The sequence below is a fragment of the Alteromonas sp. Cnat2-8 genome, assembly GCF_022348355.1.
Taxonomy (GTDB): Bacteria; Pseudomonadota; Gammaproteobacteria; order Enterobacterales; family Alteromonadaceae; genus Alteromonas; species Alteromonas macleodii.
The window spans coordinates 338,633-364,724 of record NZ_JAKREX010000006.1; the positions used below are offsets into that span (position 1 = coordinate 338,633).

Consider the following 26,092-nt stretch of genomic DNA (forward strand, 5'->3'; position numbering starts at 1 on the left):
AATTCAATTATTGTGTTATTCATCGCTTAGCAGGTCAAGCATACACTGAGCAGTATCAATTGACCTACAGAAGACAAATCATGCAAATCGATGAATTTACACTTGAACGAATCCAATCACTCTATGAAAACTTAGTTGAACTGAACCTATCTGATAGCGGTGTTCACCCATATCGATTAAACGAACTGCTCAATCAGGAGCAGCAACAAGAGCTATTGAGTATTGAACTTGGATACGGTTGGACTAATGGTAGTGTGCAACTTCGAGAGCGCATTGCTGCCCTATACAGCAATCGAACTTCTGACAATGTAATCGTTACAAATGGCTCGGCTGAAGCAAATTTCCTAATGGTAATGAGCTTACTTGAAAAAGGCGATGAGCTAATAGTTATTGTTCCTAACTACATGCAGATAGCTGGGTGGGCTAGGTCGTTAGGGGTGAAGGTCGTCGAAATTCCATTATTGGAACAAGACGGTTGGCTACCAAACTTTGAACTGCTAGAAAAAAGTATATCTGCTAACACCAAGATGCTCACTATTTGTCATCCCAACAACCCAACGGGATCTACGCTGCCTCTTGAACAAATACAGGAATTGGTGAACTTTGCAAAACGGCACGACATTTATATCCATGCTGATGAGGTATACAAAGGTGCGGAGTTTGATGGAAATGAACTACCTAGTTTTGCAGATGAATATGAAAAGGCGATTATTACCTGCGGCTTGTCAAAAGCTATGGCGATGCCTGGTTTACGCCTAGGATGGCTAGTTGGGCTACCCGACGACATCTACAAAACGTGGCAGTGTAAGGATTATACCAGCATCACCACTAGTGCTGTAAGCGAATATGTAGCGAATATAGTGCTAGAACCAACCTTTCGGCATCAGGTATTAACCCGCAGTAAAGAATTCTTAATAGATAATCTAAATAGAATTAGTGAGTGGGTCGATGAAAATTCCTGGGCCTCGTTTGTACCGCCCAAGGCAGGAGGTATGGCATTTATTCGTTATGATTTACCAGTTAACTCGACTGAGCTTGCCCACGAGTTTAGACAAGAATTGAGCGTGCTTATTTTACCTGGTGATGTGTATGGCTTAGACGGTTACTTCAGAGTAGGAATAGGCGCGCCTAGCGATCATTTAGAAAAAGGGTTGGAGAGAATTAGTCATTATGTGAAGCACAAATATGGGGTGTAAACATGAAGATTGTCACTAAATCTGAAATTCTGACCGTGCTGAGGCAATTCGACCCATTGCTTGATGTTGAAAGTGGATTTGTTGACTATTCCAAAGGCTTAGCGTGCATCCCGCCTGTAAGTGAGCTAGTGCTTGAGAAAGGTGAAGTACATGTTAAGTGCGGTTACCTCAAGGCTGGAGTTCATTATGTGATTAAGGTTGCATCAGGCTTTTATGGCAATAGTGTATTAGGCTTGCCGTCCAGCAACGGCTTGATGATGCTGTTCTCCACCGAAACAGGTGAAGCCAAATGTTTACTGCAAGATGAAGGTATTTTAACCGACCATCGTACTGCAATTGCAGGCGCCATTGTTGCCAAGTATTTTGCTCCTGCCGTGGTCTCTGCCATTGGGGTAGTAGGCACTGGTATTCAGGCACGTCTTCAGGTGAAGCGAGTGAGTCAAGTGACAGGATGTAAAAAGATAATAGTGTGGGGACGTTCAACGGAAGCTGCTGAACGCTTTAGACGGTCCATGCAAGTCGAAGGTTATAATGTAGAGCTTATCGAGCACTTGGAGTCGTTGGCCGGGAAGTCAAACCTAATCATTACCACAACCCCGTCTTCCCGACCGTTACTAAGCCAGAATATGATCCAAGCAGGAACATTAATAATTGCAATTGGCTCCGATACACCCGAGAAGCAGGAGCTGGATACAGATATTTTGGTGAATGCCACCAGAATTATTGTGGACAGTAAAAAGCAAAGTTTAACACGTGGTGAGGTATCTAGAGCACTTCGTGCATCCGCTATCGGTGAACATCAAGTGTTCGAGTTGGGAGCAGAAATCGCAAAGGGGAGGCGACCAACGATGGCAACAGAGACAACGGTTGTAGATTTAACGGGTTTGGCAGTTCAGGATTTAAAAATTGCCGAATTTGTACTAAATAGGATTAACTAAGCTTTATCTTGCTAAATATTCAGTGAATCTAGCAAAACGGACTATTGACCCTTGCGTAGTTCGCCAATATTTCTCGTGAAAAAGGTGCGCTTTGTAGCTGCTTTATGAATCAGCGAATAAGCACTCCCTTAGGGCGGTTGCAACAAACTCTAGTCCAATTTGTTGCAACCAAGTTCGCATCGTATCTATTTGTAGATAAAACCTACAATTCCCGATAATTAGTAAACACCTTGTAAAGCTGCGTCCCACTCAATACCGAAGCCGACGGGAAGTGCAGAATAGGGATCAAATCGCAAGGCGCTTCTAAGGTCCTGCTGCCGTTGTCGGTATCCAGATCGTCAATATTTAAAATTTGCGCCAGTGGTTCGCCTTTCTTCACCGTTTGGCCTGGTTTCGCCATGTACTCCACCATGCCGCCCCAGTTAGTAAACAGGGTTTTATAGTCTTTTAAATACACGCCTAAACGCTTCATTTCTGTCGGTTTAATATCGCATTCGTGCAATACGCCTTTGGCGTTTAAGTAGCTAAGAATACTGGTGGCGTCTATATTACCTTCGTTAAAGTCGATAACTTCTTGGCTACCCATTTCAAGCGTAAACGCTTCAACGTTAAAGCTTACCTCACGCGCTAAATTAGTTTTTATGCTTTCTTGCAGTGTCCACCATGGGCAGAACGTCGCTTCGTCCAACGCCCCCGCAAATACGTTTGGAATAAAAATACAATGGGGAATGTTAAACAGCTTAGCACTGTCTTTGGCGTACTCGGGAATATAAACGTGACGGGTAGACACCGGGCCGTTGTGGAGATCTAACACGAAATCGGCGTTGACCGCCATTTGCTGTAGCTTTAGGTTTAACTGCTGTGCCAAGCCTAAACCCCATGGTTCAGCCAATTTGTTGTCGATAGCGTTAGATAAATGAGCACGAAAACGTTGTTTTATGCCTTCAATTGACTCTTCGCGGGTGACTGTTTTGGCGAAATGTTCAACTGCATCTTTATCGAAGAAGTAGCCGCGGTTCCAGTTTGTGCCGTTCACAGGATCGAACCGGCCTAATGTGTACTCACCGGCTTTAATGTTAGTACCAATGGGATTACAGTTGGGCACTAGGATAATTTCGCCGCAAATATCCATGTCTTTTAAGCGCTGAATAAGATGGTAAATAACCACGTTACCTTGTACTTCTGCGCCGTGAATAGAACTTTGAATATACACAGTAGGGCCAGGCCGCGCGCCTTTCATACGATAAATTGGCACGTTCATGTTACGTCCAGACGCGTTTTGCGCCACTACCATGTGTTTTTTCACTACTTGGGTTGTCATTTAAATCAACCTATTTTCTGTCTTGTTCTTTGTTTTAGTCTGTTGTTTTTAATCACGTTTTTAGAATTCATGCCGCAAATGCACATAAACTTAACAAGCACATAGCTCGCAATCTACGCCTTTAGGTAACTTCCAGTTTCGCCACTCGTGCGACAGAGCATCAAACGTCATTAACGTGTTTTTAGGAATATTATCGAAATCCATCAATACTTGCATAGCTAGCATTGCTTGGTAAGTACCAACAATATTTACCACTGGCGAGAATATACCTGCCTCAACACAGCTTAGGTCAGGCGATTCAAATAGCGTCCGCAAGCATGCATAGCAGCGGCTCTCACCGGGTACAGCTACGAAAAGCTGGCCTTCAAAGCGAATGGCTGCACCCGATACTAGCGGGGTATTTAGTTTAAAACACAGTAGGTTTATTAAATCTCGCGAGTCTGTATTGTCGGTGCAATCAAGCACAACGTCAGCACGCTCTATGGCCTGTTTTAACGCTGGTGACAGCTGACTAGCGCCGGGCGCCGAAAACGGTTCTGCCATTACGGTAATGTCGCAGTCGCTGTTTATTGCAGTAAGCCGCGCTTTAGCCGCCTCTACTTTATTTGTGCCTACATCTTGTTCGCTAAACAAGGTTTGCCTTGGTAGGTTAGTGGCCTCAACTGTGTCGTGGTCGATAAGTGTAAGAGAGCCCACGCCACTGGCGCAAAGGTTAGTAGCAGCCGCGGTGCCAAGCCCGCCAATACCAATGATACAAATATTGGCGTTTAGCAGCGCTTCTTGACCTTCTAGATCCACTTTGGGAAGCACAATGTGGCGGTTATAACGCATAGCCTGCTGATGAGTTAGGCTTTTAAACATAGTTTATGCCAACTTAGTTGTTGAATTCATGGCATGCACCCTTATAAAGTGATTACCAATTAGTATTTTGGCTGGTACTTTATCAAAAACCGCCAAAATGTCGCATATCAAATTAGGATTTCATATGTCAGTTGTCAGCCAACCCCTTAATATTGCCGTACTAACTATTTCAGATACGCGCACCCTCGAAAACGATAAGTCAGGAGACTATTTAAAAGAGGCGCTTACCTCGGTTGGCCATAACCTTTACGATCGCGATTTGGTGAAAGACGATATTTATCAGCAGCGCGCCGTGGTGTCGAAATGGATTGCCGATAAAAACATTCACGCCGTATTAATTACCGGTGGTACAGGTTTTACCCACCGTGATTCAACGCCAGAGGCCATCAGTGTATTGTTCGATAAAGAAGTAGACGGCTTTGGCGAGCTATTCCGTCAAATTAGCTATGAAGAGATTGGCACATCAACCATTCAGTCTCGCGCGGTTGCGGGCTTTGCCAATAATACGGTTATTTTCTGCTTACCAGGCTCAACAGGCGCGTGTCGTACGGCGTGGGAAAAAATTATTTCTAGCCAGCTTGATGCCGACTTTAGACCGTGTAATTTTGTGAAGCATTTGGTGCAAGCATGAGTACCTTTAGCCATTTAAACGCTGGTGGCGAAGCTAACATGGTAGACGTTAGCGACAAAGACGTTACCAAGCGAGAAGCTACAGCAGAGGGTTTTTTATACGTAAGCGAAGACGTTATTCGCCAAATCTCTGAAGCAAAAATTGCAAAAGGAGATGTATTTGCAGTTGCCCGTGTAGCGGGTATTCAAGGGGCGAAACGCTGCGCCGATCTTATTCCTCTTTGTCACCCATTGGCACTGTCAAAGGTGGATATAAACTTCGACATTCAGGCCGAACAAAACCGAATTAAAGCCACCTGCTATTGCAAGCTAAGCGGTAAAACCGGCGTTGAAATGGAAGCGCTCACGGGTGTAAATGTGGCGCTGTTAACCTTGTTTGATATGTGCAAAGCCATCGACCCTGGCATGCATATGGAAGGGATACGGGTACTGGAGAAAAAAGGCGGTAAGACAGGTCACTGGCAGTCTGACACCTAGTGCACATGAAAAGTAGCGAGCTTAAAAATTAACGAGCCTAAAGTGCATAAAGCGTACACGCGCTCAGAAAGCAATGCACTTAAGGCTCAATCCATTTCCCAGGCTTAAAAATATCAAACAGCGCGCACAAAGCGACTTTAACAAAGTAGATAACAGGCAAAGCATGCAGGTAACGGTAAAAACATTCGCACAAACCCGAGAGATTACGGGAGAGGACAATATTGCGCTTCATATGAGCGAGAACAGCACTATTGAGACCGTGATATCGCAGCTTAAAACGCGCAGTGACAAGTGGGCATTAGCCCTAGAGGGCAGTGTGCTAACTGCCTGTAATCAAGAGCTTTGCGATCTCCAAACAATACTTAGCGACGGCGATGAGCTGGCGCTATTTCCACCTGTGACAGGGGGCTAGCTATGTTCGCGCTAGTTCAGGTTGAAGATTTCGACCAAGGCGAGCTGTACGCTAGGCTAAAACAGTCGGCAGATGAGAATGCCTGCGGCAACACCGGCGCGATTGTTACTTTTACTGGGCTAGTGCGAGACTTTAATAATGCTGGCGATATAGACGGCATCGAATTAGAGCATTACCCGGGTATGACTGAAAAAGCGTTAATGCTTCTTGTTGAACAAGCGAGCGAACGCTTTTCACTTAACAGTGCTGGCGCACTGCATAGAGTAGGGCGTATACACAACAACGAACAAATTGTATGGGTAGGTGCCGCCGCTCCCCACCGCCAGGCGGCGTTTGACGCTGCCTGCTACTTAATGGACATGCTTAAACAGTCGGTACCGCTTTGGAAAAAAGAATTTAAGGGCGATAAATCTGAATGGGTTGAGGCGAAAGCATCTGACGATAAAGCGGCACTTAAGTGGATGCGCAAAAAGTAATGCTCTTTTCTTTAGCAATGCGACTTTCAAGTTTTGTTAACTTGGCCATGCTTATTTTGGTAAGTGTTAGCGCAAGCGCTAGCCCAAGTGCTAGTGTAGCCACAGGTGTTACGTTTTTTCACAGCTCTGCAGCACAAGCGGGTAGTTTTGAAGCGGCAAATAATAATGTAAATGAAGGGAGCGTTATTAGTGCCGAAAAACAAAACCAGTCGGTAAATTTCAAGCGCGACGAAAAAATTAACGTAGCCGTTGCGGCAAACTTTGCAAAACCGCTAAAGAGTGTTGCCGAGCAGTTTACTGAGCTTACCGGCATAGAAGTCGCGGTAACGGTTTCTTCTAGCGGTACTTTGTATGCGCAAATTCAACATGGTGCTAGCTTCGACGTTTTTCTATCTGCAGATCGCGCTCGGCCGCAAGCGTTGGTTGATAATAACTTAGTGCACCACGGCAATTTGGTGGACTACGCTAAAGGCAAGCTGGCGTTTGTCTATGCTGGCGACTTATCAAGTCAGGCATTTAGTGAAATATCTAGTAAGACATCGAGTGGAAGAAGCTGCGATCAAATAGCGCGTACATCTACGAAAGACACCACTGCACAAATAAACGTTCAGCTTACCGATTGCTTGTCGAAGCAGCTTGTTCAATTAATGGAAAATCCACAAAACAAGGTAGCTATCGCAAATCCTAAACTGGCCCCCTATGGTGATGCTGCGCAACAGACGTTGCAAAACTTATCCTTATGGCAACAGTTTTTACCTCACAGAGTGATGGGTAAAAACGTGCTGCAAACCTTGCAGTTTTATACCACCGGCAGCGTGAAAGGGGCGTTCGTTGCATACTCATCGGCGTTAGATTTGCCTGCAAACTTATCTTCTGACTTGCCTACTAATTTTAACAGTGCTGTGAATACTGAAAGCACTGAGGCTATTACGGTTATCGTCCCAGTACCTGAAACCTTGTATCAACCCATCATTCAGTCGTTGGTGGTTAACAGTAAAACGGTAGCTACACTATCACCGAATCTGTTCGAACCACTTCCAATCAAAAATGCGGCAGCGCCAGTTGATGAGCCTGTTCACAAAGGCGACAACGTTGAGCCAACCAGAGCGTTTCGTTTGAGTGACGCTAAGGGAGTGTCATCACCCAGCCTGTTCGTACAGTATTTAATGTCGCAAGGGGTGCAGCACAGCTTAATTGAATGGGGTTATGAACCTACCATTGCATCGGGCGTCGGTAACTAAGTATGCTCACAGAATTCTTCGGGGCATCGACACTTGAAGCCATATTACTCACCTTAAAACTGGCCTTTATAACCAGCGGTTTGCTGTTGTTAATCGCATTGCCGCTAGCGTGGTTTTTAGCGAAATGGCAGAGCAAAGCTAAGCCTTTGGTGATGTCGATACTCGCGTTGCCTTTGGTGTTACCGCCAACTGTGCTGGGTTTTTATCTGCTTATTGCTTTTTCGCCGCAAAGTGCGTTGGGGCAGGGATGGCAAAGCCTAACCGGGAGCAATTTAGCATTTAGCTTTGAAGGTTTGGTGTTGGGGTCTGTCATCTACTCCCTACCATTTGCTCTGCAGCCTTTGTACAGCGGCTTTTCACAATTGGATAACCGTTATTTAGATGTAGCAAAAACGCTGGGGTTTTCGGCCTTTGAAGCGTTTATAAAAATAGTGCTTCCTTTAAGCAAAGCGCCCATCGTGGTGGCATTAGGCTTAAGCTTTGCACATACCATAGGCGAGTTTGGCGTAGTACTAATGATAGGTGGCAATATTCCTGGAGAAACTCAGGTGCTGTCTATCGCGCTATATGAACAGGTAGAAGCGTTGGAATATAACAGTGCACACAACCTTGCGTTGGCCCTTCTTATTTTTTCATTTGTGATGCTTGCGGCGCTCTATCGTTTTAACGGTGTCGCACGAAGTGATGAGGCGCGTTAACATGCAAATATCTGCGCGACTTTCTAATCGCATTAACGCACAAATCTCATTGCAGCCGCAAAGCCGATTCATTGGGATTACCGGTCCATCAGGTGCGGGAAAAAGCAGCTTGTTTCGCGCCCTAGCTGGCGTAGAAAAAAGCGCAGAAGTGCAAACGCCGTGGACCTCTCAAAAGGTCGGTATCGTTTTTCAGCAGCCCATGCTATTTCCCCATACCGATGTGCGCGGTAATTTAGCCCTTGCGCAGCGTCACGCAAGCCCTAATGCAATGTCTATCGATGCGTGTTTGCGCGGCTGTTATTGCGAACATTTAATTGATAAGCCAGTTCAAGCGCTTTCTGGCGGCGAAGCGCAGCGGGTCGCGATTGCGCGTGCGTTGGTCAATGGACCAGATGTGTTATTGCTAGATGAATCGCTAAGCGCGATTGATATCTTTACCCGTCGCAAAATTTACCAGTTTTTGAACAATTTGTGTGTGTCGGGGAAGCTCATATGCCTTGTGATTTCTCACGATTTAGATGACCTTGCCTTGTTCAGCGATGAGTTGGTTTTTATTGACCAAGGCCGCACCGAGCTTTGTGGAAAAACGCTCGATGTGTTGACTCAAGTATTCGCAAAAGAGGGATTTGCGACACCGTCTAGCGTACTTGAGGGATTTAAAGTTACTGCGCAAAGCGAAGCACATGACAGCAACCAGTCACAAAACGCCGTTGTCAGCTACAAACACGGTAGCGAAACCCAACAAGATCAAAATGCTCTAACCTTACAAGGCAATGAGCAGTGCCAGTCGGAAAACGGTATTGAGCGCGTTGAGGTAGCGGGGCAAGAGATATTCGTCACTGCAGAATCAGTGTCCTATTTGCCTCAGCAAAGCGGTGAAAAAGTTTTTGTTCGTTTTGCAGTTAAAGCCTGTGATGTAAGTATCGATACCAATATTGCTGACTTTGGCAATGCCAGCACAATCAGTATTTTAAATGCGCTGCCATGTGTTATATCTAGCATCGAACCCGTGGCGAATCCACTCAGTCCCCTGAACGAGCCAGAAAATAACGCCGATACAGAACTCACAGATACAAAGTTAACTTCTAAACAGCTAGCGACCGTAAACAGCGCGAAAGTGTTGTTAAAACTTGATGTACTAGGCAGTAACCAAACCCTATATGCCAGCATTAGCTGTATCTCTCTATCGCGTCTTAAGCTTGATGTAGGGATGCAAGTGATTGCGCGGTTTAAATTGCCCTAGGTTTAAATGGCTTTGGAGTAGCTACTGAGTATTTCATTTGCGTTCAAATAAGCGTCGAAACGCGCACAAATAGCCCGAATGTAAATGCGAGCAGACTCTGGCACTCGAATATACCGAGATGTTGTTTCGATAAGCCCGTCTTCTTTAAGTTCTTCAAGGTTGTTTAAGGCTGAAGCAAAGTATTCATCAAAAATGATGTGGTGCTTGTCGGCAATTGCTTGCTTGTCTACCGCTAAATTGCACATTAAGCTAGAAATCACGTCTCTGCGAATAAGGTCGTCGACACTTAATGACAGTCCGACTTTCGCATTGGGCAGGTGGTTGTCTAAGCGATGGTAATATTCTTTTAGCTCCTTAGCATTTTGCGCAAAGGCATTACCTACCGTGCTAATGGCTGATACGCCGAACCCTATAAGGTCGGCGTCGCCACGTAAGGTATACCCTTGAAAGTTGCGGTGAAGCTCGCCTTTATTTTTCGCAATAGCCAGTGAGTCTTTGCTTAAGGCAAAATGATCAAGACCAATCATTTCATAACCTATGTTTGTAAAGCTGTTAACGGCAAGCTTGTAAAGCGCCGCTTTTTCTTCACTACTTGGCAGTGTTTCTTCAGCAAATTTACGCTGCGCTGCGAACCTCTCGGGAAGGTGTGCATAGCTAAAAAGCGAAATACGATCTGGCATCATGGCTTTTGTTGCGGCGATGGTTGATGAAAACGTTTCAATTGACTGATTCGGTAAACCATAAATTAGATCTAAGTTGACTGAGTCGAAACCCAGCGACCGAGCCTCGAATACTAAATCGGCAATGTGAGATGTGCTTTGTACACGATTTATGGTTTTCTGAACATTGTAATCAGTATCTTGTAAACCAAAGCTAATGCGTGTGTAGCCGAGACATTTTAAGTTTTGAAGATAGCGTTTATCGATATTTCTGGGATCTAACTCAATTGACAGTTCAGCACCTGCTTCAAAGGTAAAGTGTTTCTTAAGCAGGTACATTAAATAAGTATGCTGAGTCTCGCTCAAAAAACTGGGTGAACCGCCACCCAAGTGCAGAGAAACTGCACGCCTGCCGTCAGTTAAATAACGCTTAGACAGGATTTCTTTTTCTATGTAATCTAAATATTCGTCCGCTTTTTCATTGTGACGCGTCACCATTTTATTGCAGCCACAGTAGTAGCACAGCGTTTTGCAAAATGGAATGTGCACGTAGAGACTTACTGCCGGCGCTTTTGACACTGCAAGTGCTTGTGGAAGTATGTCATCTTGTAGCGGTTCAAATTTAAGTGCAGTAGGGTAAGAGGTATAGCGAGGAGCATTCAACGCATATTTGGTAATGGTTGATACGGGACGGTGTTGTACGGCAATTATTGTCATATTGGCTCTGCACTTATATGTAGATATCTAGGCGCGAATTCAATTCGATGGTTAAAGCTTAATGGATTGCTTAGGAGGCTGATTTGATCTACTTCAAGGTTTTGGTTTTAAACCTGATAATTGTTTTATTTCTTCCAGTCATTTTGCTTCAAGCATTGTGGGTGAGGAAGAAGACCGCTGTACTGCCAGAGCCCGACGGCGAGCGGGTATTAGCCTCAGCCGATAGTAAATTGCTGCTAACTAATAACGTTTTGGTTATAGGCGATTCTGCTGCCGCTGGTGTTGGTGCAACGACGCAAATGGGGGCACTCACAGGTCTGCTGTACTCAAACCTTGTTAAGCATGGGCCAACGCGAGTGACGTTGAATGCTAAAACAGGTTTTAAAAGTGAAGATGTGCTCAAGCTTCTTCATGAAATGCCTGCCGAGCACTTTTCGTCGGTGCTCGTCTCTATTGGTGTTAACGACGTGACCAAATTTGTACCGTTGAAACGGTGGCGGCAAAACATCGATGCTATTAGTACGCTACTGTCAGATAAATTTGGGTGCGAAACAATATTGTTTACTGCGCTACCGCCAATTCATTGCTTTCCTGCGCTTCCGCAACCTTTGCGTGCACTATTAGGTTACCGCGCGTGGTTACTAAACCAAGCTTTGGCTGATAGCGTAACAGACCTAGCTAACGCAGACATATTATATGTTAGTGCACTTAATGTGAGCGGAACTATGACGAATATTCAGCAAAGTGGTTTGATGGCAGAAGATGGCTTTCATCCCTCCACGAAAGGCTATGAAATATGGGCACACTCAGCCCTTGAAAAACTTTCCACGCTTTACAGCACCACAATGGGCACGACAAAAAAAGTCACAGCAGAAACTGATGTAACTGCGACGAAATAATCGCAGTGTGGGGTTGAAGTTTCTTTTTGTAACCTTATCTAAGCCCTTATATCTTCATGAATTCAATAAAGCGAGGCCTATCATGGCAGCAAATGAGCAAGGTGTACAAAGTGCGAGCGGTATGCAGAGTGTAACAGTTAATATGGTTTCTGACGTAGTATGTCCATGGTGTATTGTTGGGTACCAGCGTTTGCAAGAAGCCATTAAAACCCTTGATAACATTGAAGTGGATATTAAGTTTCACCCCTTCGAGCTAAACCCCAATATGCCAGAAGAAGGGCAAAACCTTCGCGAGCACATAATGGAAAAATACGGCATTAGTGAGCAGCAAAGCGCGCAGAACCGAGCACGGTTAGTAGAAGCGGGCGAGCAATTAGGCTTTTCGTTTAACTTTACTGACGACTCTCGCATGCAGAACACGTTTAAGGCCCATCAGCTTATTCACTTTGCTTCAGAAAACGGTCTTGAAGAAGAAATGAAGCTGGCCTTATTTAAAGCCTACTTCACAGACGGTAAAAACATTAATGATCTAGGTGTTCTAGTAACGTTGGCACAAACTATTGGCCTTGATAAGTCTGAAGCTGAACAAGCGCTTAAAAGTGAAAAATACGCGCAAGCAGTGCGTGAGGAGGAAACTATTTGGATGCAGCGTGGTATTCAGAGTGTACCTACTTTTGTCATTGGTAATCAGGGCGTAGCCGGGGCACAAGAGCCAGCAACATTGGCTGCATTTATTGCCCAAGCAGCATCACAGCAATAAGCAGGTTAAACGGGTGTAGAGGTAGTTATGAGTAATCACGTTAACCATTTGTTGGCGCAGTGGCTTCCACTTAAAAACAAGCATAAGTGGGTGTTAGGTTTTATTTTTAAAACCGAAGGCTCATGCTACCGCAAAGCCGGCGCCATGATGTTGTTTAGTGATGCAGGGCATCAGCTAGGTATATTAAGCGGCGGCTGCTTAGAAAGTGACATCGTTAAAAAAGCCCAGCGAGTAATGACCGACGGCGTTAGTCGTACCGCGGTTTACGACGATGAAGATGAAGAAGACATCGCGTTTAAACTTGGTGTTGGATGCGGCGGTGTGGTGCACTTAGCACTCGTACCAGTTAACGAGAGCAACCAGTATTTATCGTTGGATGTGGTTAGCAAAAGCTTATCAAACGGAAAGGCGTGTGAGTGGCGCTGCGCGGTAGACGGTACTTTAGGTGATTGCACGGAATTGGAATACCATTCTGCTAAACCTAGAAAAGCTGTGCTAGACACCGTTGATGGCAAGCGCATGTTGTCGGTTTTGATGCTGCCGCCTATCCACCTACTTGTTGTTGGAGGTGGGTACGACGCTACCTTTATGACTAAGCTTGCTAGTTTGCAGGGCTATTTAGTAAGTCTTTGGGATCCAAGGCCTGCACAAGCAAGACTTGAACATTTTCCCGAGGTAAATTACTTGATTGAAGACCCGTCTACTGAAGGCTTACGTCTTCACATGGGCGAACATAACGTTCAAGCAGCAGTGCTTATGTCCCATCACCGTGAAATTGATGCAAAGGCGCTGCAAGTGCTAAGCAAGCAATCGTTAACCTATACGGCAATGCTCGGGCCACTGCACCGTAAGCAGGAAATTATGGATTTAGCCGGGCTTGGCGATACCAACTTTACTCAGTATTTTGCAAGCCCCGCTGGTTTCGACATTGGTGGTGAGCTACCAGAGCATATAGCGCTGTCTGTTATTGCTCAGTGCCATGCGGTGTTTCATACCAAACCTACGCATTTAAAGCGTTAGAAAGACTTTCTGAAGGTAACGCCAAAGCTTCTAGGCGCGCCTGGGTAGGCCATGATCTTTCCGGTTTGTACGGGTACATCAAAGCCACTTCGCGCAACGTACTCTTCGTCGAAAACGTTGCGCGACCACGCAATAATTTCGCTATCCCATTGTGGGATAGTGAAACTGACGCGAACGTTAAATAACGAAAAGTCGTCAGCGTGTTTGTACGGATCGTTCGCATCATCAAGAAATACGTCGCCCGTGTATTGGTAGTCAATACTGGCGGAGGCAGGATAATTCCCAACTTCGAAATAGTGATTCAGCATAAGAGACAGTGAGTTCTGAGGCTCGAAGCCTACGCGGTCACCGTCTCTTGAACAGAACGGGTCGTTAGGCGCCACACGGCCCGGGTCGTCAATGCCCGTGTGCCACGTGTACGCTACCCAACACGTACCGCGTTTAAACTCATCAAAGTTCGCCAATGTGCGCGATGCAACAGCGTGTAATTCGGTATTTTCAGTCATTAGCCAAGTTGCTTCAAGTTCTACACCTTTGACTATGATATCGCCCGCATTTTGCAGGTTGAACCCCGTTCCGGTAAAGGTCGTCGCCTGAAAGTCGCTAATTTGTGTATAGTGCGCCGCAGCATTTACGCGCACGCCATATTCTTCAAAATCGTGTTTTATACCTATTTCAGCACTTCGCGATTTTTCAGCATCAAAAAGCGGGCTAAGCGAAGGTAAGATTCTGTCGGTATTTGTACCGCCAGCTTTGTAACCAGTCGCAAAACTAGCGTAGGTTAGCGTGTTGTCATTAGGGTGATAAGCCAGTTTTACCGTGCCGGTTAACTGTGAATCATCAAGCTCTTCGTTTAAGTCAGGGCGTGGCATAACCGCTGCAGATCCCAAGAAAAAATATCCCCAGCCCGCTCGTTGAAATGGTGCGATAGCGTTAAGGGACTGTGCTGTAGGAGCTTGTCCCGCCGCTAACGCAGCAGCGATGTTTTGTAACCCAACTACAGCACGACCTACATTAGGCCATTGCGCTGGGTCTTGAGTTAGTCCGTCAATACCAGGCCCTTGCTCATCGTAGGCTCCGACAATCGACTTTTCTTCGCGGGTATAGCGCAAGCCCGTTGTTAAGGTGAAATCACTGTTTAACAGCCAATCCAGCTGAGAGAATAAAGCAATACTGTCTTGCTCTTGATTGGCGCTGTGCGCGAAAGTAGTACCGGACGGCGCGGGGGCTGCAGCAGGCGCAATAAAGCCTGATGTAACTGCAGATAGCTCGTTGATGGCGTTAGCCAAAGGCAGCAGATCGGGCGCGGCGGCATTAAAGAACACGCTAAAATCATCTTGCGTGGTAGTATCAAAGGTTAGATCTAAGTTTTGGCTGTAATAGTAAACACCTATTAAACCGCGCACATCTTCACTGGTGTAATGTAATCTAATTTCTTGAGAAAACGATTGCTGCTTGGCGTCGTTAGTGGCAGTAAGAAGGTCCGCATCAGAAAAGTCGGTATCTACCGTATCTAAGCTGTCAAACGCGCGGTACGCGCTTATGCTCACTAAATCCCATGCTTTGTTTAATGCCACATCTACTTGAACTGATAGTCCTTTGTCTTTCATTTTTGAAAGGGGAGTTTGCGACAGCGAGGTTTTATAGTCATAAAAGTTATCGCGCCCGTAAATAGTTGCATTAAACGGCGGTTGTAGCAGCAGCGCATCAGTACCGAATTTACCCGCTATGTCATTAGCCTGAATATTGTTTTGAAAAGTTAGTGCGCCGCAGCACCGTTCATCTAGCTCGCCGTAATCAGCGATAAGCCGTACGCTAATGTCAGCTGTTGGAGTGTAAAGCAGCTGTGCTTTTATCGCAGTACGGTTACGGTTATTTAGGGTTTGTCCGCTGCGCTCGTCGGTAATGAAACCGTCACTGTGAGAACTAAAGCCAGATACTCGCATGGCGAGTACATCGTCGATAAGCGAAAACGACGAGCCAGCGCTTAAACGAACCAAGTTATCATTGCCGATGATGGCTTCGGCAAAGCCGTCGCGCTCGTCGTGTGAAGGTGCGACCGTCGTTAACGTCATTGCGCCAGCGGCGGTATTCTTTCCGAATAGTGTGCCCTGTGGCCCACGCAACACTTCAATAGATTCAATATCGACTAAGTCGTTTATTAACGCGTTTTGTCGTGCACGGTACACACCATCTACGTATAAACCCACCGAAGACTCGAAGCCGAAGTTTTGTGAAGACGTGCCAATGCCGCGTATTGAAAACCCTGAATTTGTTACGCTTTGATTTTGAAACGCGCCAAAAGCAGGTACGTAGTTTTGCAGGTCAAACACATCTCGGCTAACTGTTTCAACTAGGTCTTGACCTGAAAGCGCAGTGACCGCAACGGGCACATCTTGCAAGTTTTGACTGGTCTTTTGCGCCTGTACAACAATGTGTTCCAGCGCCTTTTTGTTATGCGGAGTAGATAGCGCATTCTCATCGGCGTGAGCGTGGGGAGCCAAAGCAAGTGTCGACGAGACAATAGAGGCAATAAACGGCGAACTACATAGGCAACGCGTAATGGCGTTTTGGGGGGTAGATATGCTTGAGCTATTACAAGACAAAGCGTGTGTAAGTGACTTCATTTTGGTTCTTTTTATTTTTCAAAAGCGGTGGGCTTTAAACAAAATTAATCACGACAAGGTCGCGTCCAAATGCGTACAGTCCTTTACATCTTAAATACGCCAACTTCCCTATGACGTCGTGTCGTGCTTTTTCACTATACAATCTAATGAACATATATTGCACGCATTTGAAGCTATCATGTCAAATTTTGTTCGCAACGTGCAAAAAGCGAACAGATGTTTGGCGGTGAATAGTTTCACATGATGCATACTCATTCAAAATATCAATTAAACTTATATCGCTGTTTTCCTTAGTATGTTGGTTGAAAGTTAACATATTAATAACATCAGGCAGCGGTATGACAGACATCTATTTAGTGCGACATGGTCAAGCGTCTTTTGGCAAAGCGAACTATGACAAACTTAGTGAACTGGGTGGGCAACAGGCCATTTGGCTTGGTGACTATTTCAAGCATCGCAATGTTGAATTTGATGCAGTTTTCTCTGGCGACATGGTTAGGCATCACGAAACCAAAGAAGGTATTGCCTCGGGTATTGCTACTGAAGACTATACGCTACCTGAAGTTACAGTGAATAGCGCACTGAATGAATTCAATTTTCAGGCAGTGGCTACCGCCTATTTAACACGCTACCCAGAAGCAAAAGTACCTGAAGGTGCTTCGCCTTCTGAATATTACCGATTGCTAAAAAAAGCAATGCTTGCCTGGTCGCAAGACGAATTGGCGCATGAACTCCTTGATGAAACATGGGGTCAGTTCGAAGACAGAGTTCACAGTATGCTCACGCACCTTCAAAGTATAGATGCGAAGCGTGTTCTCGTTGTGAGTTCTGGCGGTGCAATTGCCATGATGCTCAAACACATTCTTGGCTACGATGCGGCCACCGTTGTGAATATGAATTTGCAGATCCGAAATGCCAGTTTTTCTCAATGCTTTGCCAATGCGCGAGGCGTTCACCTTAATAACTTCAACAGCGTACCTCACCTGGATGTGATTGACAGGTTACACGCCATTACCTACAGCTAAATGGGGCAGTTATGAACTTTGAATATAATGAAAAGACCCAAGCACTTTTAGAAAAACTAAAAGCGTTTATGAAAGAAGAAGTGTATCCAATTGAAAAGGAATACATTCACGCCGTAGAAAATGGCTCTGCCAACAATGGCGAAGGTCGTTGGAAAACGCCTGAAATGATGCATACATTGAAAAAGCGTGCAAAAGAAGCGGGTCTTTGGAATCTATTTTTACCTGAAGAATATAAGCCATATGGCGCGGGCTTGACTAACGCAGAGTATGCACCACTTTGTGAAGAAATGGGCAGAGTTTTGTTTAGCTCTGAAATCTTCAACTGTAGTGCGCCAGATACCGGCAATATGGAAGTGCTGGCGAAATACGGTAACGAGAGTCAGAAAAAGCAGTGGTTAGAGCCTCTCTTAAACGGGGAAATACGCTCAGCCTTTGCTATGACAGAGCCTGCAGTGGCATCAAGTGACGCGACAAACATCGAAACTTCCATTAAGCGCGATGGCGATGAATACGTTATCAACGGCCGTAAGTGGTACACCAGCGGTGCTATGAATGAAAACTGTAAAATTATGGTGGTAATGGGCAAAACTGATTTCGATGCGCCTCGTCACCAGCAGCAGTCTCAAATCTTAGTTCCTATGGACACTAAGGGTGTAACTATTGTTCGCCCAATGGCTGCAATGGGCTATTACGACGAGCCTATTGGTCATGCTGAAGTCTTGTTTGAAGATGTACGTGTACCGGCAGAAAACTTACTGCTTGGTGAAGGGCGTGGTTTTGAAATTGCACAAGGGCGCTTAGGCCCAGGCCGTATTCACCATTGTATGCGCCTTATTGGCTGTGCACAGCGCGCGCTCGATATGGCCTGTGAACGAGTTGAAAGCCGAGTGGCGTTTGGCAAACCGTTGTCAAAACAGCAATCGGTTAGAGAAAGCATTGCGCAGATGCACTGTGATATTGAACAGGCGCGTCTGCTTACGTTGAAAGCGGCTGATAAGATGGATCGCTATGGCAACAAAGTATCGCGCGACCTTATCGCTGCTATCAAGATAGTTGCACCTACTATGGCCTGTAACGTTATCGACCAAGCCATTCAGATGCACGGCGCTGCAGGTACAAGCCAAGATTTCGTATTGTCTGCCATGTACGCTTATGCGCGTACTATCAAGCTGGCAGATGGCCCTGATCAGGTTCACATGATGCAGTTAGGTCGTAATCTTATTGCTGAAAAAGCAGTCGCTGAATAAGTCAGTGTTGTAAATAAATAATACAAAAAATTACGGGTAAGGAGTGAATGTGTCTAAAGACAATGCGAAAGCCCCACATGTCATAGATTTAGCAGTGCTGAATTCGTATTTATCTTCTGCGTGCCCGAGTATTGGGCACGTCAAAAGCGCTGAGAAATTTGCGGGTGGGCAATCGAACCCGACGTTTAAACTTACTACGGATAACGGCGTTTATGTATTACGCCGTCAACCTCCGGGCAAATTACTGAAATCGGCCCATGCAGTTGACCGAGAATTTCGCGTTATCAACGCGTTGCAGGGCTCAGAAGTGCCTGTGCCCAAAGCGTACCATTTATGTGAAGATACCAGCATAATCGGTAGCATGTTTTACATTATGGCCTATGTTGAAGGTGACATTTTTTGGAATAGTGCACTGCCTGAAATAGCGTCTTCTGCTACTCGTGGTGCCATGTATGATGAAATGAACCGAGTGCTTGCAGCGCTTCACAGTGTAGATATCGAAAGCGCAGGCTTACGCGATTATGGAAGGCCTGGCAGCTACTTTGAACGTCAGCTAAGCAGGTGGACAAAACAGTATCGTGCATCTGAACTTGAGCATGTTGAAGAAATTGAAAGTCTTATTCAGTATCTTGAGGCCAACCTGCCAAAAGATGATGGTCAAGTCTCGTTGGTCCATGGCGATTTTCGTTTAGACAACATGATGTTTGATATGTCTGACCCTAAAAACCCAAGAGTAGTCGCGGTACTTGATTGGGAATTATCAACGTTGGGGCATCCGTATGCCGATTTGGCTTACCAATGTATGCAGTTGCGCCTTCCCTCTGACATTGCGCATGCAGCTGGGTTAGGTGGTTTAGACAGAGAGCAGTTAGGCATTCCAAGCGAACAAGAATATATCAATGCGTATTGCGAGCGAAGAGGTATTGATGCCATTAGCAATTGGACGTTTTACCTCGCATTTAGTTTTTTCCGTTTAGCCGCTATTTTACAAGGCGTGGTAAAACGCGCACACGATGGCAATGCGTCAAGCGAGAAGGCTATGCAATTAGGCGCAATGGTGCGACCTCTGGCGCAAATTGCGAACCAAACCATTCACCAAAGCGAATAAACGCCATATAACCTATTTAATGACAGGTCATGCTATCAATAGCGTGCTCGTCGAACAAAGCAACTGGAGACAGTATGAAAGCAATTGTATGCGAATCTTTTGGACCACTTGAAGAACTTCAATTTAAAGACGTTGCAGACCCAGAAGTAAAAAAAGGGCACGTAGTCGTAAATGTTGAAGCCGCAGGGGTAAACTTTCCAGACGGACTATTGGTGCAAGGTCTGTATCAAATGCAGCCAGACTTCCCGTTTATTCCTGGCAATGAAGTGGCAGGCACCATTTCTGAAGTAGGTGAGGGCGTAAGCCATTTAAAAGAAGGGCAACGAGTTATTGCGTTGTCTAACTTAGGTGGTTACGCAGAAAAAGCGCTGATCCCTGCCACTCATGTTATGCCGTTACCTGATCCCATCCATGTTAATGAGGGGGCTGCTCTTGTAACTGCGCATGCGACAGCACATCACGCGTTAAAGCAGCGCGCAAAACTGCAGCCAGGCGAAACACTGGTTGTAACCGGCGCAGCGGGTGGTACTGGCTTAGCAGCAGTGCAAATAGGCAAGATTATGGGCGCTAAAGTTATTGCAGTTTGCTCAACAGAAGAAAAGCTGGCGCTTGCTAAAGAGTATGGCGCAGACGTTTTAATTAACTACAAAGAAAAAGATCTCAAAGAAACGCTGAAAGAAGTCACAGGCAGCAAAGGTGTCGATGTAGTTTATGAATGCGTTGGCGGTGACACATTCCACGCTTGCAGCCGCAGTATGGCATGGGAAGGTCGTTTACTTGTGGTTGGCTTTGCTGGCGGTGAGATCCCGAAATTCCCGGTTAATTTAGCGCTGGTAAAAGGCTATTCGGTTATGGGCGTATTTTGGGGCTCGTTTACTCAGCACGATCCAAAAGGCTTTGCGGAAAATATGCAAGAGCTTTTAACTTGGTATGTGCAAGGTAAGGTGAAGGTGGTCGTAGATGAAGCATTACCCTTAGAACAAGCAACGAAAGCCATGGCCAAGGTAATGAACCGGGAAGTGAAAGGTAAGATGGTGCTTGTGCCCTGATCCTACAAGCCTGACACGTGGGTAACTTAACAATAAAGCCTGAACAATCGATGTTCAGGCTTTTCTTGTTAACAGTGGGTTATTCCATAAGCCACATTCGGGCGCTTCTTCCTGGTACATAGAACTTGTGCCACTGAGTTGTAATATATTGCACATCATTACTTAACGTATCGCGGTAATTTCTATACCACCACAAATTGTCCGTAGATGTATCTACCCATATATCTTGGCCGTCTGCGCATTTATTAATACCCACAACGCCTTGATGGTCACGCTTGAAGAAAATAACGCAGTCATTATGACTTACCACTTGCATGCCACTGCCCTGAACTCCGTTATGGAATTTAACCATACCCTTGATGTCATCACGCTTGTACAAATCTACCCAACGATTATCACCACTTTCATTGTTATCTGAGTACAGTAATGGAACACCACCGTCACGGCCTAGTACATAGGCATTTGCCAAATGTTCGTCGGTAGGGTCAAGTAACTGGTAGCGGAAGCCGTCGTTTAGCGGGATGTCGTGGGTAATACTAAATGTGATGGCCTTGTCGCCTGATAAAGCCTGACCGTACGCACCTGGGTCAACTAAGGCATTCATCGAACCACCGAAGCTAAATGCACTACGTATTTGCGCGAAAAGCGGGAAGTCGTAGGCCGAGTGACCTGTTGCTGATAAATAAGGTGCAAGGAAGTTATCATACTCACTAGAGCCTGCACCGCCCGTGGTAATTATTTCTCCGAAAACATGCACGCCGTTTTTTATATTGCTGTCGAACACCGCGTTGATATGATAGTTGGTCATGTGCTTTGCAGCATCAACGCGGAAACCGGTTACACCCATGTCTTTTAACGCCTGAAGATACGCTTTTTGCTGGGCTACTACCCAATTATTGGGGTCTAGGTCGGGCAAGCCAGGATCTGGCGCGGCGCCGCATAATCTATTGTACTGAACATCGCCCACGTCGCTGTAGTTACTAATGCACTTAGGACCACCTTGATCATACGTACCGTGGAAGTCACCACCGCCAAAAAGGCCGCTACTTACATCACCAAATAATGTGATGCCATTGTAGTATCCCTGATTTGATGAGTATTGCTGTAGTACTTCACTTCCGGGGTAGTTTAAGTCTGAACGTTTCCATGCTTCGTTCGCCATATGATTAAAGACAATATCCGCATAGGTCTCTACACCTTTGGCATTTAATGCATTAACCATCGCTTGAAAGTCAGCAGTGTCACCAAGTGGGTTATCAATAACTCGATAGTCCTGTGGTTGATATCGCGCCCACCACTGGTCACCTGTCGATTTATAAGCAGGTGAAACAAGTACTTTGGTGTAACCAAGATCCGCAATTTCCTGGGCTTTTGCGGCTACGTCGTCGTAGGTCCAGTTAAATGCGTGTAGTATAACGTCGGCATAGCTTTGATAACTTAATGTACTCAGTGCTGCGCCTATTAAAACGCCTGCCGCATGTTTCTTCATCTTCATAGTGTGTCCTATTTTATGTGGGAGCGAGATAAAAGATGAAAGTAATGCTTACATTTTGTTTACAAATAATAAACATCATGCATACGTATTCAATTCACCTTTAATTTTAAATTAAAGCAAAGGTGAACAATCAAGATACGCAGGGAAGGGAGTACAGTTAGTTATTGCAATTGGGTTAGCGGCTCTTAGTTGCGCAGCACTGTTTGAATTTTTTGTTGCTACCGCAAACACAAGGTAGGTTTCTCCCGTATTTAATTTTGCCGCAGTCGTCGTGTAATACGCCGTCGTGATAACGCCACTTACCGTCTTCAACACTAAAATTCGACGTTTCGTGAAGCTGATACATACTTTTATTTTCAAAATAGTAAGCAGTGAATTCAACAACGGCATTATTGGGTTTGGTGATGGGTTTGGAGATGGACTTTAAATTAGTCTTAGAGATTGGCTCGGCGTTGGTTACTGCTTCGACTTTAGCGTCGGCATGTACAGTACTGTCTATCGAACTATCTTCAGTACTACTGACCAAGTTACCTACCAAGCTATCTACGGAGCTAGCCGCTAGAGTGGGGTGTACTTTAAGTGCGAACCATGTCGCACCTTGTGCGCTTTGCGCCAAATCCTCTACAGAGAGACCCTGCTGCTTTTCTTTGGTGTAGGTTTCAAGAATATATTGATAATGCGCTGTGGCGTAGGCTGAAAACCGGGAGCGCATAAGTTGCTCTGCAGAACTAGGGTGTTTATCACCCTTAATAAAAGGCTCGCAGCATTCGTCGAAGGATTTTGATGAGCAACAGTAACAGCGCATAAGACAACTCGCAGTTTAAGAGTAAAACAAAGCGCTACAGTATAAGTATAAGTTGCGTGAGCCCCAACTTTTTTAAACGTAAATGTTGCCGATATTCAAAGATTCCTTGGCGGTCCATGCCAAAGGGTACATGTCAGAGATTCCACGCCAAAGAGTTGTATGAAAATAAATATTTAGGTTTTGTTTACGCTGCGCTACTCAGGCAAACGTAAAATGTAAGCATAAACAGGCTTTGTATTACCAAGGACCTAATGCTACGTTTTGTTCGTCATTAATGCTGTTAACACGTACATTCACCAGGCTGACAGAGTAAAGCTCACACAGCTTTCTGATCATTTCACTATCGGTTGGTTGAAGGTCTAAATCAATGTTTTCCACATACAGTGTTTTACACTGGCCACCTGTAATCAGCTTACTGATCCATTCGGGCATTTTTTCTTTTTCAGGTTTTTGAATACGGATAGCGTGATCTACAGATTTAGAAAACGACACCGTATTTGAAAGCAGATAATTCCAACCTTTGTCGTTACTTCCTTTTCCATTACCTTGTTTTTCGCCTGGAAACCCTTCTATCGGCAAAGGTAGTTGAACAACATTTGAAACCGAAGCGCGCAAAGCATTAAATCGTGAAACTGAAGATGTGTTCATAGTAAAACCCTTTATGCATTTGCCCTGAAGTTCATAGTTTGAACTTCGGGAATATTGTTATCAATTGGCACTGGTTACTTATACAGTGTGTATGTGTATACAGTATTCTCAAAGGAGGGCTTTGGCAAGTATTTAGTTGTACTTTTTTCACACAAATCGGTGTTTTCTCAGTAACTACATAAAAGGTAATGGTTTTTTTTGTGCTATCGAATTCTGAAGGAAGTATTCATACTCCGATTAAGGTAAGATGCGCGCGAATCTTACATAGAAAACTACTGTATAAAGCTGGAGGAGCGTTGAGCGCATTAATACATTTAGGCTACTTGGGGATGTTCTTATCGGCATTTTTGGCTGCCACTATATTGCCTTTTAGTTCTGAAATTGTGCTTAGTGCTTTATACAGTAGTGGGTTGAGCTGGTTGTTGTTGCTTGTTGTTGCTTCGTTAGGAAATGTACTCGGCTCGGTGGTTAATTATGCATTGGGCTTCAAGTTCGGAAAAGAAATTGCGACCGATAAGTTAAAAGTGAGCGAAGCGGCGTTTAACCGTGCAAGTTACACCTTTACAAAGTGGGGGAAGTGGAGCTTGTTTTTATGCTGGGTACCTATTATTGGCGACCCTATTACTTTAGTAGCAGGTGTACTTAGAAGCCCGATTTGGTTTTTTATTCTCGCGGTAACGCTTAGTAAAACAGCGCGTTATGCTGCGCTGCTTTACGTACTTGTTTAAAAGGTTTTTGACTTTAGTTTTCTCACGCCACTGCGTTTTTGTCTCTCGACTTCTTTTGACTTTTCTTCTGATACGTCACATACCACAGCTTCATTCTTGGGCTCATTAATATCAGTCCAATCATCCAATACCAAACGGGCTCTTGCCAAAACGTCTTCTGCGACCAGCTGAAATGAAGTAGTGCAAGGGGCAGGATCAGGTAAATGCTGTTGTGAAGCTTCTGCCACTTTTTTCCCATGTTGCGCTGGATACGCTTGAACGACGTAGCGGTGAGAGCAAAAAGAAGAAGTAACGCTGCCATGCCAACAATGATGTATGGCCTGCTTACTATCTCGCTAGCCACTAGTGCCATATCAAGCTGGATTTCAAACACAATGTATGTGAGCAGGTGTGCAAAGGCGTACACAAAGGTGTATACGCCAATCATACGCCTGAATTGCATCGGTTCTGGGCTTGGTAGCCATTTAGCAAGTGGGCTAAGAGTAAGCGTTAGTAAAAGAAAGTGAATTGCCCAGGTTCCAGTCTCATTGATGAGCGTGTTTACAGGGTCTGGACCAAGCTGATCGGTTACCCCCGCAAAAAACAACCAGGCGATATAGCCCAATGCGAAAAGGTGAATAAGACCTTTTAGGCTGCGGCGTTGCCAAACAGAGAGTCGAAATGGTTTTTTTCTTAACGGCATTAAATGAACAACTTAATAATAATGTTTAATAGCTTCGGTTATGAGATATTGGTTAGAAGGGCTAGCTATTTGCTCGTCGCCCTATAAAACGTACCAGCTAGTAATAACGGGATAAGTTCATATCTTTGTATAGCGGCGCGACTTCGCTGTAACCGTTGAACATTTGGGTGTCGATGCGATTTCTGGCGAGTAGCCCACCTGTGGTTATTCTACGCTCGCTGGCCTGGCTCCACCTTGGGTGCGACACGTTTGGATTCACGTTGGCGTAAAAGCCATACTCGTTGGCGGCCAGTCGATTCCATGTGGTAGGCGGCTTCTTATCGGTAAGGCGAATTCTCACAATAGACTTAATGCTCTTAAAACCATACTTCCACGGTACAACAAGCCTGATAGGCGCTCCGTTTTGAGGTGGCAAGGTCTTCCCGTAAAGACCAACCGACATGAGCGTTAACGGGTGCATGGCTTCGTCAAGACGCAAACCCTCTACGTAAGGGTAATCAATACCACCACCGGTAAAGCGGCTTCGTTGACCGGGCATTTGCTCAGGGTCATATAAAGTTTCAAATGCTACATATTTGGCTGACATTAATGGCTCGGCTTGTTTTAACAACGCCCCCAACTCAAACCCAATCCAAGGCACCACCATCGACCATGCTTCCACACAGCGCAAGCGGTAAATGCGTTCTTCAAGGGGAAAACGCTTTGTTAAGGCATCGTGATCAAGCTCAATGGGGTTTTTAACCATCCCGTCAACTTTTAACGTCCATGGATTAGTTTGAAATTCAGTCGCATTTTTGGCTGGTGCATCTTTAGATGTGCCAAACTCATAGAAGTTGTTGTAGCTGGTCACTTTATCTTCAGGCGTTCGGGTTTCCGTTATTTGAAACTTAGGGGGCTGACTAAACTCCAGCGCCTTTCCCTTAAACGCTGCCTTCTCTTCTTCATCTTCCCAAAACCAACCGGCAGCGCCTGCCGACTTCGCCAACAGCGTAGACGCTCCCACAAAGCCCATAGATTTGAGCAATGAACGGCGATTCATATAAACGCCTTCATTGGTTACGTCGTTATCAGTTAATTTTACTGAGGGTTTAAATGGTTTTGGCATTACGTCACCTAAATTATGATAAGAC

Annotated in this window: 26 protein-coding genes; 17 read left to right on the forward strand and 9 right to left on the reverse strand. The window is 45.3% G+C overall.

All coding sequences use genetic code 11. The features are described from left to right. Positions 1–80 precede the first annotated feature (80 nt). Positions 81–1,196, forward strand: a complete 1,116-nt coding sequence (locus MHN00_RS17340) for an aminotransferase class I/II-fold pyridoxal phosphate-dependent enzyme (protein WP_069944474.1) — start codon at positions 81–83, stop codon at positions 1,194–1,196. A 35-nt stretch (positions 1,197–1,231) separates the two neighbouring features. Then, on the forward strand, positions 1,232–2,134 hold the full coding sequence (locus MHN00_RS17345; RefSeq protein WP_239301934.1) for a hypothetical protein: 903 nt from the start codon (positions 1,232–1,234) through the stop codon (positions 2,132–2,134). A 202-nt stretch (positions 2,135–2,336) separates the two neighbouring features. Here the strand turns inward: MHN00_RS17345 and MHN00_RS17350 are convergent, their stop codons facing one another. Both MHN00_RS17350 and MHN00_RS17355 read right to left on the reverse strand, forming a co-directional pair. Then, positions 2,337–3,455: a succinylglutamate desuccinylase/aspartoacylase family protein gene (locus tag MHN00_RS17350; RefSeq protein WP_061095258.1), complete on the reverse strand. Its 1,119-nt coding sequence runs from the start codon at positions 3,453–3,455 to the stop codon at positions 2,337–2,339. Between the two features lie 90 nt (positions 3,456–3,545). Further along, positions 3,546–4,316 (reverse strand): HesA/MoeB/ThiF family protein, encoded by a 771-nt coding sequence (locus MHN00_RS17355; RefSeq protein WP_239301935.1) that lies wholly within the window; start codon positions 4,314–4,316, stop codon positions 3,546–3,548. Between the two features lie 124 nt (positions 4,317–4,440). Here MHN00_RS17355 and moaB point away from each other — a divergent pair, with 124 nt between their 5' ends. The 7 genes from moaB to MHN00_RS17390 all read left to right on the forward strand — a co-directional run bounded on the left by moaB (position 4,441) and on the right by MHN00_RS17390 (position 9,493). Next, positions 4,441–4,947, forward strand: a complete 507-nt coding sequence (gene moaB, locus MHN00_RS17360; protein WP_152910878.1) for a molybdenum cofactor biosynthesis protein B — start codon at positions 4,441–4,443, stop codon at positions 4,945–4,947. Next, the gene (gene moaC, locus MHN00_RS17365) at positions 4,944–5,423 is read left to right on the forward strand and encodes a cyclic pyranopterin monophosphate synthase MoaC (protein ID WP_239301936.1); all 480 of its coding nucleotides are present in this window, start codon (positions 4,944–4,946) and stop codon (positions 5,421–5,423) included. Before moaB ends, moaC begins: the two co-directional genes overlap by 4 nt. Before the next feature lie 163 nt (positions 5,424–5,586). Continuing rightward, positions 5,587–5,835: a MoaD family protein gene (locus tag MHN00_RS17370; protein WP_239301938.1), complete on the forward strand. Its 249-nt coding sequence runs from the start codon at positions 5,587–5,589 to the stop codon at positions 5,833–5,835. A 2-nt stretch (positions 5,836–5,837) separates the two neighbouring features. Next, on the forward strand, positions 5,838–6,311 hold the full coding sequence (locus MHN00_RS17375; protein ID WP_239301940.1) for a molybdenum cofactor biosynthesis protein MoaE: 474 nt from the start codon (positions 5,838–5,840) through the stop codon (positions 6,309–6,311). Then, positions 6,293–7,552, forward strand: a complete 1,260-nt coding sequence (gene modA / locus MHN00_RS17380) for a molybdate ABC transporter substrate-binding protein (RefSeq protein WP_239301941.1) — start codon at positions 6,293–6,295, stop codon at positions 7,550–7,552. The genes MHN00_RS17375 and modA overlap by 19 nt, the downstream gene beginning before the upstream one ends. Before the next feature lie 2 nt (positions 7,553–7,554). Next, on the forward strand, positions 7,555–8,250 hold the full coding sequence (gene modB / locus MHN00_RS17385) for a molybdate ABC transporter permease subunit (protein ID WP_014976765.1): 696 nt from the start codon (positions 7,555–7,557) through the stop codon (positions 8,248–8,250). A 1-nt stretch (position 8,251) separates the two neighbouring features. Continuing rightward, a complete protein-coding gene (locus MHN00_RS17390) occupies positions 8,252–9,493 on the forward strand; it encodes an ATP-binding cassette domain-containing protein (protein ID WP_069944470.1) in 1,242 nt (413 codons plus the stop codon). A gap of 2 nt (positions 9,494–9,495) precedes the next feature. Here MHN00_RS17390 and hemN read toward each other — a convergent pair whose 3' ends face one another. Then, positions 9,496–10,869: an oxygen-independent coproporphyrinogen III oxidase gene (gene hemN, locus MHN00_RS17395; RefSeq protein WP_069944469.1), complete on the reverse strand. Its 1,374-nt coding sequence runs from the start codon at positions 10,867–10,869 to the stop codon at positions 9,496–9,498. An 83-nt stretch (positions 10,870–10,952) separates the two neighbouring features. Between hemN and MHN00_RS17400 the strand changes: the two genes are divergently transcribed. The 3 genes from MHN00_RS17400 to MHN00_RS17410 all read left to right on the forward strand — a co-directional run bounded on the left by MHN00_RS17400 (position 10,953) and on the right by MHN00_RS17410 (position 13,548). Continuing rightward, entirely contained in the window at positions 10,953–11,768 is an 816-nt protein-coding gene (locus tag MHN00_RS17400; RefSeq protein WP_239301942.1) for an SGNH/GDSL hydrolase family protein, read from the forward strand. Positions 11,769–11,850: 82 nt separating this feature from the next. Then, positions 11,851–12,528: a DsbA family oxidoreductase gene (locus MHN00_RS17405; protein ID WP_239301943.1), complete on the forward strand. Its 678-nt coding sequence runs from the start codon at positions 11,851–11,853 to the stop codon at positions 12,526–12,528. Between the two features lie 27 nt (positions 12,529–12,555). Next, entirely contained in the window at positions 12,556–13,548 is a 993-nt protein-coding gene (locus MHN00_RS17410) for an XdhC/CoxI family protein (protein WP_239301944.1), read from the forward strand. Here MHN00_RS17410 and MHN00_RS17415 read toward each other — a convergent pair. Further along, complete coding sequence (locus MHN00_RS17415; protein ID WP_239301945.1) at positions 13,545–16,175, reverse strand: TonB-dependent receptor; 2,631 nt, start codon at positions 16,173–16,175, stop codon at positions 13,545–13,547. The genes MHN00_RS17410 and MHN00_RS17415 overlap by 4 nt on opposite strands. A 338-nt stretch (positions 16,176–16,513) precedes the next feature. On the opposite strand from MHN00_RS17415, the gene MHN00_RS17420 reads away from it, so the two are divergent. The 4 genes from MHN00_RS17420 to MHN00_RS17435 all read left to right on the forward strand — a co-directional run bounded on the left by MHN00_RS17420 (position 16,514) and on the right by MHN00_RS17435 (position 20,604). Further along, positions 16,514–17,200: a histidine phosphatase family protein gene (locus MHN00_RS17420; protein WP_039216471.1), complete on the forward strand. Its 687-nt coding sequence runs from the start codon at positions 16,514–16,516 to the stop codon at positions 17,198–17,200. Between the two features lie 11 nt (positions 17,201–17,211). Next, positions 17,212–18,447, forward strand: coding sequence for an acyl-CoA dehydrogenase family protein (locus tag MHN00_RS17425; protein ID WP_039225466.1), 1,236 nt, complete (start codon positions 17,212–17,214; stop codon positions 18,445–18,447). A gap of 49 nt (positions 18,448–18,496) precedes the next feature. Further along, entirely contained in the window at positions 18,497–19,555 is a 1,059-nt protein-coding gene (locus MHN00_RS17430) for a phosphotransferase family protein (protein WP_014976757.1), read from the forward strand. A 74-nt stretch (positions 19,556–19,629) separates the two neighbouring features. Further along, positions 19,630–20,604, forward strand: coding sequence for an NADPH:quinone oxidoreductase family protein (locus MHN00_RS17435; protein WP_239301946.1), 975 nt, complete (start codon positions 19,630–19,632; stop codon positions 20,602–20,604). 79 nt (positions 20,605–20,683) lie between these two features. Here the strand turns inward: MHN00_RS17435 and MHN00_RS17440 are convergent, their stop codons facing one another. The 3 genes from MHN00_RS17440 to MHN00_RS17450 form a co-directional block, all read right to left on the reverse strand. After that, positions 20,684–22,099, reverse strand: coding sequence for an alpha-amylase family protein (locus tag MHN00_RS17440; protein WP_080589184.1), 1,416 nt, complete (start codon positions 22,097–22,099; stop codon positions 20,684–20,686). Positions 22,100–22,274: 175 nt separating this feature from the next. After that, positions 22,275–22,904, reverse strand: a complete 630-nt coding sequence (locus MHN00_RS17445; protein WP_275444374.1) for a YchJ family metal-binding protein — start codon at positions 22,902–22,904, stop codon at positions 22,275–22,277. 237 nt (positions 22,905–23,141) lie between these two features. Then, the gene (locus MHN00_RS17450; RefSeq protein ID WP_039225472.1) at positions 23,142–23,552 is read right to left on the reverse strand and encodes a hypothetical protein; all 411 of its coding nucleotides are present in this window, start codon (positions 23,550–23,552) and stop codon (positions 23,142–23,144) included. A gap of 329 nt (positions 23,553–23,881) precedes the next feature. On the opposite strand from MHN00_RS17450, the gene MHN00_RS17455 reads away from it, so the two are divergent. Continuing rightward, on the forward strand, positions 23,882–24,280 hold the full coding sequence (locus MHN00_RS17455) for a YqaA family protein (RefSeq protein WP_187446810.1): 399 nt from the start codon (positions 23,882–23,884) through the stop codon (positions 24,278–24,280). A gap of 22 nt (positions 24,281–24,302) precedes the next feature. On the opposite strand, the gene MHN00_RS17460 is transcribed toward MHN00_RS17455, so the two are convergent. Together MHN00_RS17460 and msrP are read right to left on the reverse strand one after the other, a co-directional pair. Then, complete coding sequence (locus MHN00_RS17460) at positions 24,303–24,962, reverse strand: protein-methionine-sulfoxide reductase heme-binding subunit MsrQ (RefSeq protein WP_187446795.1); 660 nt, start codon at positions 24,960–24,962, stop codon at positions 24,303–24,305. A gap of 97 nt (positions 24,963–25,059) precedes the next feature. Then, complete coding sequence (msrP, locus tag MHN00_RS17465) at positions 25,060–26,067, reverse strand: protein-methionine-sulfoxide reductase catalytic subunit MsrP (RefSeq protein ID WP_239301948.1); 1,008 nt, start codon at positions 26,065–26,067, stop codon at positions 25,060–25,062. Positions 26,068–26,092 lie beyond the last annotated feature (25 nt).

Bases quoted from the DNA above. Each gene is read 5' to 3' on its own strand.
- MHN00_RS17420 (WP_039216471.1), top strand. From the start codon at position 16,514: ATGACAGACATCTATTTAGTGCGACATGGTCAAGCGTCTTTTGGCAAA.
- MHN00_RS17355 (WP_239301935.1), bottom strand. From the start codon at position 4,316: ATGTTTAAAAGCCTAACTCATCAGCAGGCTATGCGTTATAACCGCCAC.
- MHN00_RS17340 (WP_069944474.1), top strand. From the start codon at position 81: ATGCAAATCGATGAATTTACACTTGAACGAATCCAATCACTCTATGAA.
- MHN00_RS17350 (WP_061095258.1), bottom strand. From the start codon at position 3,455: ATGACAACCCAAGTAGTGAAAAAACACATGGTAGTGGCGCAAAACGCG.
- MHN00_RS17445 (WP_275444374.1), bottom strand. From the start codon at position 22,904: ATGCGCTGTTACTGTTGCTCATCAAAATCCTTCGACGAATGCTGCGAG.
- MHN00_RS17450 (WP_039225472.1), bottom strand. From the start codon at position 23,552: ATGAACACATCTTCAGTTTCACGATTTAATGCTTTGCGCGCTTCGGTT.
- MHN00_RS17460 (WP_187446795.1), bottom strand. From the start codon at position 24,962: ATGCCGTTAAGAAAAAAACCATTTCGACTCTCTGTTTGGCAACGCCGC.
- MHN00_RS17440 (WP_080589184.1), bottom strand. From the start codon at position 22,099: ATGAAGATGAAGAAACATGCGGCAGGCGTTTTAATAGGCGCAGCACTG.
- moaC (WP_239301936.1), top strand. From the start codon at position 4,944: ATGAGTACCTTTAGCCATTTAAACGCTGGTGGCGAAGCTAACATGGTA.
- MHN00_RS17415 (WP_239301945.1), bottom strand. From the start codon at position 16,175: ATGAAGTCACTTACACACGCTTTGTCTTGTAATAGCTCAAGCATATCT.
- MHN00_RS17425 (WP_039225466.1), top strand. From the start codon at position 17,212: ATGAACTTTGAATATAATGAAAAGACCCAAGCACTTTTAGAAAAACTA.
- modB (WP_014976765.1), top strand. From the start codon at position 7,555: ATGCTCACAGAATTCTTCGGGGCATCGACACTTGAAGCCATATTACTC.
- MHN00_RS17390 (WP_069944470.1), top strand. From the start codon at position 8,252: ATGCAAATATCTGCGCGACTTTCTAATCGCATTAACGCACAAATCTCA.
- MHN00_RS17405 (WP_239301943.1), top strand. From the start codon at position 11,851: ATGGCAGCAAATGAGCAAGGTGTACAAAGTGCGAGCGGTATGCAGAGT.
- MHN00_RS17435 (WP_239301946.1), top strand. From the start codon at position 19,630: ATGAAAGCAATTGTATGCGAATCTTTTGGACCACTTGAAGAACTTCAA.
- msrP (WP_239301948.1), bottom strand. From the start codon at position 26,067: ATGCCAAAACCATTTAAACCCTCAGTAAAATTAACTGATAACGACGTA.
- MHN00_RS17370 (WP_239301938.1), top strand. From the start codon at position 5,587: ATGCAGGTAACGGTAAAAACATTCGCACAAACCCGAGAGATTACGGGA.
- MHN00_RS17455 (WP_187446810.1), top strand. From the start codon at position 23,882: ATGTTCTTATCGGCATTTTTGGCTGCCACTATATTGCCTTTTAGTTCT.
- moaB (WP_152910878.1), top strand. From the start codon at position 4,441: ATGTCAGTTGTCAGCCAACCCCTTAATATTGCCGTACTAACTATTTCA.
- MHN00_RS17375 (WP_239301940.1), top strand. From the start codon at position 5,838: ATGTTCGCGCTAGTTCAGGTTGAAGATTTCGACCAAGGCGAGCTGTAC.
- hemN (WP_069944469.1), bottom strand. From the start codon at position 10,869: ATGACAATAATTGCCGTACAACACCGTCCCGTATCAACCATTACCAAA.
- MHN00_RS17410 (WP_239301944.1), top strand. From the start codon at position 12,556: ATGAGTAATCACGTTAACCATTTGTTGGCGCAGTGGCTTCCACTTAAA.